At 53.0% G+C, this 8,801-nt stretch carries 9 protein-coding genes; 3 read left to right on the top strand and 6 right to left on the bottom strand.

From position 1 onward, the window contains the following. The 3 genes from AC1HCM_RS01385 to AC1HCM_RS01395 form a co-directional block, all read left to right on the top strand. On the top strand, positions 1-909 hold a 909-nt coding region (locus AC1HCM_RS01385), incomplete at its 5' end, for a S8 family serine peptidase (protein ID WP_479459987.1). Further along, positions 906-2,510, top strand: a complete 1,605-nt coding sequence (locus AC1HCM_RS01390) for a DNA repair protein RecN (protein WP_479459988.1) — start codon at positions 906-908, stop codon at positions 2,508-2,510. The genes AC1HCM_RS01385 and AC1HCM_RS01390, both read left to right, overlap by 4 nt. Beyond that, complete coding sequence (locus tag AC1HCM_RS01395) at positions 2,507-2,926, top strand: NUDIX hydrolase (protein ID WP_479459989.1); 420 nt, start codon at positions 2,507-2,509, stop codon at positions 2,924-2,926. The genes AC1HCM_RS01390 and AC1HCM_RS01395 overlap by 4 nt, the downstream gene beginning before the upstream one ends. Here the strand turns inward: AC1HCM_RS01395 and tsaD are convergent. The 6 genes from tsaD to AC1HCM_RS01425 form a co-directional block, all read right to left on the bottom strand. Then, positions 2,897-3,904: a tRNA (adenosine(37)-N6)-threonylcarbamoyltransferase complex transferase subunit TsaD gene (tsaD, locus tag AC1HCM_RS01400; RefSeq protein ID WP_479459990.1), complete on the bottom strand. Its 1,008-nt coding sequence runs from the start codon at positions 3,902-3,904 to the stop codon at positions 2,897-2,899. The two genes, AC1HCM_RS01395 and tsaD, sit on opposite strands and share 30 nt — an antisense overlap. Then, complete coding sequence (locus AC1HCM_RS01405) at positions 3,901-5,124, bottom strand: S41 family peptidase (protein WP_479459991.1); 1,224 nt, start codon at positions 5,122-5,124, stop codon at positions 3,901-3,903. The genes tsaD and AC1HCM_RS01405 overlap by 4 nt, the downstream gene beginning before the upstream one ends. Continuing rightward, positions 5,121-5,528, bottom strand: coding sequence for a hypothetical protein (locus AC1HCM_RS01410; protein ID WP_479459992.1), 408 nt, complete (start codon positions 5,526-5,528; stop codon positions 5,121-5,123). Before AC1HCM_RS01410 ends, AC1HCM_RS01405 begins: the two co-directional genes overlap by 4 nt. An 11-nt stretch (positions 5,529-5,539) precedes the next feature. After that, on the bottom strand, positions 5,540-6,262 hold the full coding sequence (locus AC1HCM_RS01415) for a Crp/Fnr family transcriptional regulator (protein WP_479459993.1): 723 nt from the start codon (positions 6,260-6,262) through the stop codon (positions 5,540-5,542). Beyond that, positions 6,217-7,299, bottom strand: coding sequence for an aminopeptidase (locus tag AC1HCM_RS01420; RefSeq protein ID WP_479459994.1), 1,083 nt, complete (start codon positions 7,297-7,299; stop codon positions 6,217-6,219). Before AC1HCM_RS01420 ends, AC1HCM_RS01415 begins: the two co-directional genes overlap by 46 nt. A 29-nt stretch (positions 7,300-7,328) precedes the next feature. Further along, the coding region (locus tag AC1HCM_RS01425; RefSeq protein WP_479459995.1) for an MlaD family protein at positions 7,329-8,801 on the bottom strand (1,473 nt) is incomplete at its 5' end.

Raw genomic sequence — 8,801 nt, forward strand, 5'->3', positions numbered from 1 at the left:
GCAAGCTACGGCGCCGAGTATCCCGACCTCCAGATTCAAAAGGAAAAGATTGAGGAGCTCGCCCGGGAGGGCATACTCTACGTGACCGCCGCCGGAAACGAAGGTAGGAACAACGACACCATAAGCATGAATCCCTGCAACTACGACCTTGAGAACATGATATGCGTGGGCTCTGTTAACCTCAGGGGTGAGAGGTCTTCCTTTTCTAACTACGGCTTCAACAAGGTGAAGATCTCCGCTCCCGGAGAGAACGTCCTTGCCCTCAGGGCTGGGAGCTACTCAGACGATTGCAACTCCCTACTTTCTGAACCAGGGACATCCTTTTCAACACCCTTCGTGACTGGAGCGGTTGCCCTCCTAAAGAGCCGCGATCCGTCTCTGGATTACAGGGAGGTGAGGAAGAGGATACTCCTGACGGGAAAGAAGTACACGAGCCTTGCGGGACAGAACTACACCTGCTCGGTCCTTGACCTTGCAGCGCTCCTGCAGAACGAAAGCTCTCCCAAGGTATGCCCTTCTGCCATGTTTGTGAGCTGGAATAGCGTGAGCGATTGCTCACCCCAGAGGAGGGAGTTCTGGGTCAGGAACACGGGAGCAACGCCGGTTCGGGTGGTCAGTGTCAGCCTTGAGGGTAAAGGCTTTTCCCTGCAGGAGGATAACTGTAGCGGGAGAACCCTCTCAAGCTTTGAGGAGTGCAGGCTCCTCCTTACCTTCTACCCTTCCGGCAAGGGCACCTACAGCGGAAGGCTTTACGTAAACTTCTCCGACAGCTCTCTTGACTTCAGCGCTGAGCTCTCAGCCTCAAGCCTCACTGTCTGCAACTCGGGAGGATGCCAGAGCTCTGCACCCAATCTCTTCACCCTCCTCCTTACCCTATCGCTCCTCTTCCTCAGAAGGCTCTCCCGTTGAATCCAGAACCCTTAGTTCCGATATTTATACCTATGCTCAGGAGGGTCTGCATAGAAAATTTCCTGCTCATCAAGGACTTAGAGCTTGAGCTCGGTGAAGGGTTAAACATAATCTCCGGTGAGACTGGCACCGGGAAGTCAATGACCATCTCCGCCGTTGAGTTCGTCATGGGTAGGCAGGGGGACTTCCCCGAAGGGACGGCGGTTGAGATTGAGCTTGAGAAGGACGGCGAAGCCGTTATACTGAGAAGGGAGATAAGAGGAGGAAGGAGCAGATACTTCCTCAACGGAAGGGGAACCACCGCGAGGACCGTCAGGGAGCTGCTGGAGGAGAACGTGTCCCTTCAGGGACAGAATGAGTTTGTAAAGCTCCTCAGGAGCGACTTTCAGAGAAGCGTTCTGGACAAGTTCGCCTCCTTAGAAGAGCTCACAGGGAAGGTGGGTACCCTCTACGGCGACTACCTCTCCCTTAGCAGAGAGCTTGATAGACTCCTCTCCCTTAGGGAGGAGATGCTCCAGAAGAGGGATTTCCTTGAGTTCAGGCTCAGGGAGATAGAGGACGTTGGTCTCTCCCCTGAACAGGTTGAGGAGCTGAGGAAGAAGGCTGAGAAGCTCAAGGACCTTGAGAAGATAAAGAAGCTCATGGTTGAGGTTCTCACCCATCTTTACGATGGAGAGCCTTCCGCTTACGGAGAGCTGGGACACGCCCTCAGAGCGCTCCTGCGGGTCAGCGAGATGGACCCCTCCCTTGAGAAAGAGGTTGAGGAGCTCACCCTCATGAAGGAAAGGCTCCTTGAAATCGTTGAAAGCCTCAGGGACAGAGATTTTGAGCTGTCTCAGGAGGAGATAGACCGGATAAACGAGCTCCTCTTTAAGGTTCAGAGGCTTGAGAAGAAGTACGGGAAGAGCTATGAGGAGATAGTCCATGAATCCGAGAGCATCAAGCGGGAGCTCTCCGAGTCCTACACCTACGAGGAGAGGATAGAGGAGCTCAGGGAGAGCCTGAGGGAAACCAAGGCTGAGCTTGAAAGGCTGTGTAAGGAGCTTAGCGGGAGGAGAAGGGAGGCTGCAAGGAGCCTGGAGACCCGGCTCAGGGAGGTCCTCAAGGAGCTGAACCTTGAGAGAGCCCTGGTCAGGGTTGAGGTTACCGAGTCTGAAGTTGGAAGGTACGGCTCTGACAGGGTGAGGATTCTCTTCTCCGCCCACGGGACCGAGCCAAAGCCCATAGAGGAGGTAGCCTCCGGAGGTGAGCTCACCAGACTCTTCCTGGCACTCTCCCTTATAGAGCCACCTACAGGCACCTACATATTTGATGAGGTTGACGTCGGGGTGAGCGGTGAGACCTCTGTTAAGCTTGCAAAGCTCCTGAGAAAGCTCTCCAAGAAGATGCAGGTGATAGCCATAACCCACTCCGCACCGATATGTGCCGCCGGCGATGTAAACTTCGTGACCGAGAAGCTCTACATAGGAGACATACCCTACATAAGGGTCAGGTCTCTGAGTCCCGAGGAGAAGGTTCAGGAGGTGGCGAGGCTCATGGGAACAACCACCGAGAACACCCTCAAAGGCGCCCTTGACCTCATGGAGATGGTTAAAGGTTGAGGAGAGAGTTCTCTGCCGGTGGAGTGCTCTTCAGGGATGGGGAGGTTCTCCTGATAAAGAACCCCTCCGGGGTATGGACCTTCCCGAAGGGAAACGTGGAGAAGGGAGAGAAGCCCGAGGAGGCAGCCCTGAGGGAGGTTCTTGAGGAGACCGGCGTCAAGGGGAGGATACTCTCTTACATAGGGGAGATAAGCTACTGGTACACCCTTGAGGGTGAGAGGGTTTTCAAGCGGGTGAAGTACTACCTCATGGACTACGTGGAGGGGGAACCCAAGCCCTCCTGGGAGGTTCTGGATGCTAAGTTCTTTCCGGTGGAGGAGGTGCAGAAGCTCCTCAAGTACAAGGGGGACAAGGAGATATTTAAAAAAGCCCTTGAGAAGATAAGCTCAGGTCCAGAGCCTTCCAAACTCTTCTAAGGGTACGTTGGGCTGGGCGTTGACCTCCAAGGGAGCCACGATACCCCTCTTGAACCTCTGGACACCGGCGTAGGCTATCATCAGGGCGTTATCAGTAGAGAGCCTCGGTGGCGGTATGTAAAGCTCTACCCTGAGTCTTTCAGCTCTCCTGAGGAGCTCCTCTCTGAGCCTTGAGTTGGCGGACACTCCCCCGACAACAGCCAGCCTATTTACTCCAGTCGTCTCAACAGCCCTAAAGCTCTTCTCCACAAGTATTTCAACCACAGCCTCTTGAAAGGAGGCTGCCACATCCTCCACCCTAAAATCCCTTTCCCTCTTTATCAGGTTCATGACGGCGGTCTTTAGCCCGCTGAAGGAGAAATTCAGATCCTCACTGCCCATCAGGGGTCGGGGGAGATTATAGATAGGCTTCCCCTCTCTCGCCAACCTGTCTATGACCGGACCTCCTGGATACCCAAGACCGAGCATCTTCGCAACCTTGTCATAGCTTTCTCCCGCAGCGTCGTCAAGCGTGCCCCCGAGGAAGGTGTATCTGCCAAAGTCTTCTACCAAGAACAGGTCTGTGTGCCCGCCCGAGACTATGAGGGCAAGGAAGGGGTACTCCACGGGCTTTTCCAAGAAAACGGAGTAGATATGACCCTCAAGGTGGTGGACGGGTACGAGAGGCTTGCCGTAGGTATAGGCGACAGCCTTTGCAAAGGACACGCCTACCACGAGGGACAGGATAAGCCCAGGGGTCAGGGTGAAGGATACGAAGTCTATATCCCTGATGTCAAAACCCGTATCTTTTACAAGACCCTCCAGCAGAGGAAGGAGGTTTCTCGTGTGCTCCCTTGCCGAGAGTTCGGGCACAACCCCACCGAAGGGGGAGTGAACCTTAGCCTGAGAGAGTATAAGATCCCCTATGGCTCCCCTTTTATCATCGTACAGAGCTAAAGCGGTCTCGTCGCAGGAAGTCTCAACCGCAAGGGTTATCATGCAGCCTTCTGCTCGTGGAGCTTTGCTTTCAATACCTCTATAGCCTTCCTGAGCTGAATATCTATCTCTGGCAGGAGTATGACCTTCTTGCCGTTGCCCTCTATCCTCATCTTCCTTATGGTCTGGGCAAGCTTCTCCCATACCTTCTCATCCATGACGACCTTGACGTCAGGTTCAATACCCTTCTTGTGTATGAGCCTTCCCTTCGGAGTGTAGTAGTAAGCCACCGTCAGCTTCAGAGCTGAGCCGTCCTCAAGGGGTATTATGTTCTGGACCGAAGCCTTCCCGAAGCTCTTTTCTCCAACTATCGTAGCCCTTCCGTGGTCCTGAAGGGCGCCCGTGACTATCTCAGAAGCACTCGCCGAACCCTTGTTGATGAGCACCACAACGGGTATGTATTCGGGAACGGTAGGGGGCTCCTTGGCGTAGTACTTCTCCTCTTCTCTTCTCCCCTTTGTATAGACAACCAGCTTGCCCTCGGGAAGGAAGAGGTCTGAGACCTTAACAGCTTCCGACAGGAGCCCACCCGGGTTGTTTCTCAGATCAATTATGAAGCCATGAACCTCCTGAGAAAGGAGGTCCTTTATCGCCTTCTTCAGGTCCCTGCTCGTGTAGTGCTGAAACTGGGTCAGCTTGATGTAGCCTATGTCTCCGTACTTTGTGTATTTGACACTCTCTATCTTTATGATAGCCCTCGTTATCTCAACGGTGATGGGTTTGTCAAGCCCCTTCCTCATTATGGTGAGCTTTACCTTTGTTCCCGGCTTTCCCCTTATCTGCTTCACTATATCAAGGAGCGTCTTGCCGAAGGTGTCCTCGCCGTCAACCGCTATTATTATGTCTCCAGCCCTGAGTCCAGCTTTGAAGGCTGGCGTCCCCTCTATGGGAGCCACAACTATCGGTCTTCCCTTCTCCATGCTTATCTCTATACCTACGCCACCGAACTCTCCTTCGGTCTCCTCCATAAACTCCTTGTACTTCTCGGGTGGGAAGAAGGCGGAGAAGGGGTCAAGGGCTGACACCATGCCGTTGAGGGCACCGTATATCATCTCCTTTATGCTCGGCTCCTCAACGTAGTTCTCCTTAACTATCTTCAGAACGTCCGTAAAGAGCTTAAGGTAGGAGTACTCGTCCTCAGAGCCGACTGTCTTTGATACACCCGCGAAGAAGCCTGCGAAGAAGAAGGTACCGGCTATTATAGGGATAAGTATTCTTCTCATCTCCTATCTCCCTGGAGAAGCTCTATCCTCTTGACTTCGTTTATGTAGAAGCTAACCGAGCCCGTGTCGCTCTGGGCTGTGCACCTCGTTGAAGAAGGTAGCTCAAACTCCTCCCTCTTCCCGTCCCTGAAGGAGACGAGAACCTTAGCCCTTCCCTCCTCCTCACCCTTGACCTCCATGCTCTTGATGGAGGACAGGGACACCTTGTAGTCAAGGGTTCCCCTCTTGAACTTCAGAGAGCCTCCTTCGCCACACATAAAGGAGGTAAGCTCATGAACCACACCTTTCCTGTCTATAACCTTAACCTTCAGATTTTTCAGCTCCGGTGGGACCTGAAGGGGTTCGGACATGCCGTAGGTTAGGAGCACGATTGCGACGAGGGTGAGGAGCCTGAATACGCCCATGCTTCCCTATTTTATACCAAAAGCTTTTCAAGTTCCCTGCGGTTTATTATCTCAATGTACCCCCTCTCGGTGTTTATTATCCCCTGCTTCTTCCATCTGCTCATAACCCTTATGGCTGTCTCAACGGTCGTTCCGGTCATCTCAGCTATGTCCTGCCTGGTTAGAGGGAGCTTTATTATTATCTTGCCGTCCTTCTTTATGCCTATCCTGTCCGCAAGCTCCAAGAGAACCTTGGCTATCCTCTCCTCAACCCTTCCTGAGGCTATGCTCTTTAGGATCTCGTAGGTCTGAAGCAGGTTTGCGGTAGCGTCGCAGGTCATCTTTATAGCCACCGCAGGATACTTTATAGCCAGGTTTATGAAGTCCTTGTTGGATATATAGAGAACTTTGGTCTTTAGGACCGCCATGGCGGTGTAGGTGCTCTTAGGAGTGTTCTTCCCCCATTCTATCCAGCCGAATACGTCCCCCGGGAAGACGAGCCTGACTATTATCGTCTTCCCATCCTGGGTCTCCTTTATCAGCTTGACGAGACCGTCTATGAGGATGAATATACCCGGCTCCGCATCCTCCTCAAAGAAGAGGTAGTCTCCCTTCTCATACTCCTTAAAGCTCATGTACTTTACCGCTTCCCTGAGCTCGTCGGGACTGAGGTCTTCAAAGAGGTGGACCTTCTTTATCAGCTCAACCTTTATATCTTCTGGAGTTTTCCTCTGAGTAGCAGCTTTTTTTCCCATCCTTTTCCTCCTATAAGAACTGTTGGCTTGAAAACAACGTAGTCGGTGTGGAAACCGACCCTGTTCATACCACCGAAGGTGTGATTATCGCCTATGGCGATGTGTACCGTCCCGAGTATCTTCTCCGCCTCAAGAAGGTTGTCGGGTCTGGAAGCCTTGGGGTTAGTCCCGACACCAAACTCCGCTATAAACCTTGCTTCCGGCATCTTCTTGAACACATCCTCAATGAAGTACCTGTAGTCTTCAAAGCCCTCTATACTTTCAACGCCACCGTCTATGAACTTGAAGGTGATAGGTCTGACGAGCTCCCTGTCGGGTGCGTACAGGATCACGAGCTTTCCGTAGGCTTCGGTCTCAACGGGAGCGGTAAAAGCCTCACCCGCGGGAAGGTTTCCGAACTCACCGGGCTTGTGGAAGAGACCTGTATCCGCTATGCCCTTCCTTCCCTTTATGGAGAACTCTATGTCTGTTCCGTAGTCGGAGACAACGTGAGCCCACTCAGCCTCACTCAGTATGTCCGCTATATCCCTGCTCAGCTTGGCAACGTAGTTCCAGTCAACGTTCATGGATGTCAGGAACATCGTGGGGTCAAAGAGGGGCATTGAGGCGTACCTCGCACCGAACACATCGGTGAGGAGCTTCCTGTCAAAGGTATGGGTTGTGGAAAAGTAGGGAAAGGCGACGACGACGCTGGGCACATCCGCAACCTTGTCTCTGAGTATGGATATAACCTCCTCCTGAGGGTAGTCCTCCTTTGAAAGTATCCTGTCCAGAAGACCCCTGAGTTTCAGCTCATCCACAGCCTCATCTCCGAAGGTGAGCCTCCACAGAGGCTCGGGGGGCTCCTTTCCGTGGGTCTTGGTTGACTCGTAAACGAAGGTCTTGACCTGAGATGTGAACTCCCTTCCCACCTTCAGAAATTCCTCAATAAGCTCGGTAAGGTAGTCTTTCTCGTCATCGGTGAACACGAGAAGGCGGTCTTCTGTACCCACATTGAGGTTTGTCCTGTAAAGTTCCCTTATCTGATCGCTATACATGGCTATCCTCATATAAATTAAAGAAGATATCAGGGAAAGGGAAGCCCCATTCCCCCGAGGAGATACTTAAGATACTCCTCCGAAAACTCAAGACCCGCACCGAGAAAGGCACCTCTAAGCTTGTCGTTGAGCAGGTCATCACCTCCAAACCTCGTATAGATCGGTCCCTTTATCCTGAGCTGAATACCCACCTGAAGGTTGGGAGCGAGCCCGCTCTCTCCGAGTCTGTCCTTCCTCCCCGTGTCCCAAAGGTCGGAGTATATCTTGACCTTGGGAGTAGGCGAAAGGTCAAAGCCGACACCACCCGTGGATTCCTTCAGACCCGCCCTCACCGCAAAGTACCTATCTCCTCCAAAGAAGAACTTCTTGGCTATCTGGAGTGTAAACTCTGGCTTGAACTCCTTCTTAACTATCTCGTTTCCTCCAACTATCTGCTCCGTATAAACCCTTCCCCTTGAATCTCCCACAACCTCAGCGAGGTAGTAGGTCTTCCTATCGGGCTCAATCCTGATTGACATGTAGCCCTTTGAATCACCTTCAGTGTAAGCCTCCCCACCAAAGCCCACGAATATCTTTGTCTTAGTTATCACCTCTCCCGCCTCTCCAAAAAGCTTTGCTCCCTTAGACACACTCCTGTATAGCTCCTCATCGGTTACGAGCTTACCGATGGTTCCCTCTCCACTCTCAACCTTAGCGAGGATGTTGTCAAGCCTGTCCGAACTCCTCCTGAGCCTTTCGGTCAGCTGGGCGAGGTTCCTCATAGAGGTCTTCAGGTCCCTCCTGTTCTCCTTCACAACTTCGTTCAGGTTTTCAGACAGCTCGTTCAAGTTCTCTACAAGCCTCGGAAGCTCCCCCTTCAGCTCTCCCGATACGCTTCTGAGGTTAGCCACCAGCGCTCTCAGGTCCTCTCTGTTCTCTGAGGCTATAGCCTCCAGCTCGTCCGCAAGCCTGTCTATTGAGGATACAGCCTCGGGTAGCGTCCGGTTGAGGCTCTGGGTCAGCTGAGCCATCTGTGAGAGGACGGTCTTGAGGTTCTGCTGGTTCTCCTGTGCTATCTTCCTGAGCGTTTGGGTCAGGGCGTTCATGTTCTCAACGGTCTCCCTCAGGTCCTCCCTGTTCTCGGTGAGTATCCTGTTGAGGTTCTGGGCTACGAGCTTAAAGCTCTCGGCGGTTCTGGTCAGTTCCCTTATCAACCTGTCGGTGTCCGCAACCCCCTCCGCTGTCTTAAGGGTGCTCCCTTCCTTGAGCTCCCCCTCTTCAGGATTCCCCGGGTCCACAGCAAGGTACTTGTCTCCCATGAGACCGAGGGTCCCTATGCTTGCAGAGGCATCTCTGAAGAGCCTTATCCTCTCCTCAACGTTGAAGACAACCTTGACCCTGCTGTCCTCTAAGGTTATCTCCTCCACCTTCCCAGCCCTTATCCCCGACACACGGACCTCAGCACCCTTTGAGAGCCCTCCCACATCCCGAAAGTAAACAACGTACCTCTTTGTCTCGGGCTT

It is taken from the genome of Hydrogenivirga sp. (assembly GCF_056450045.1).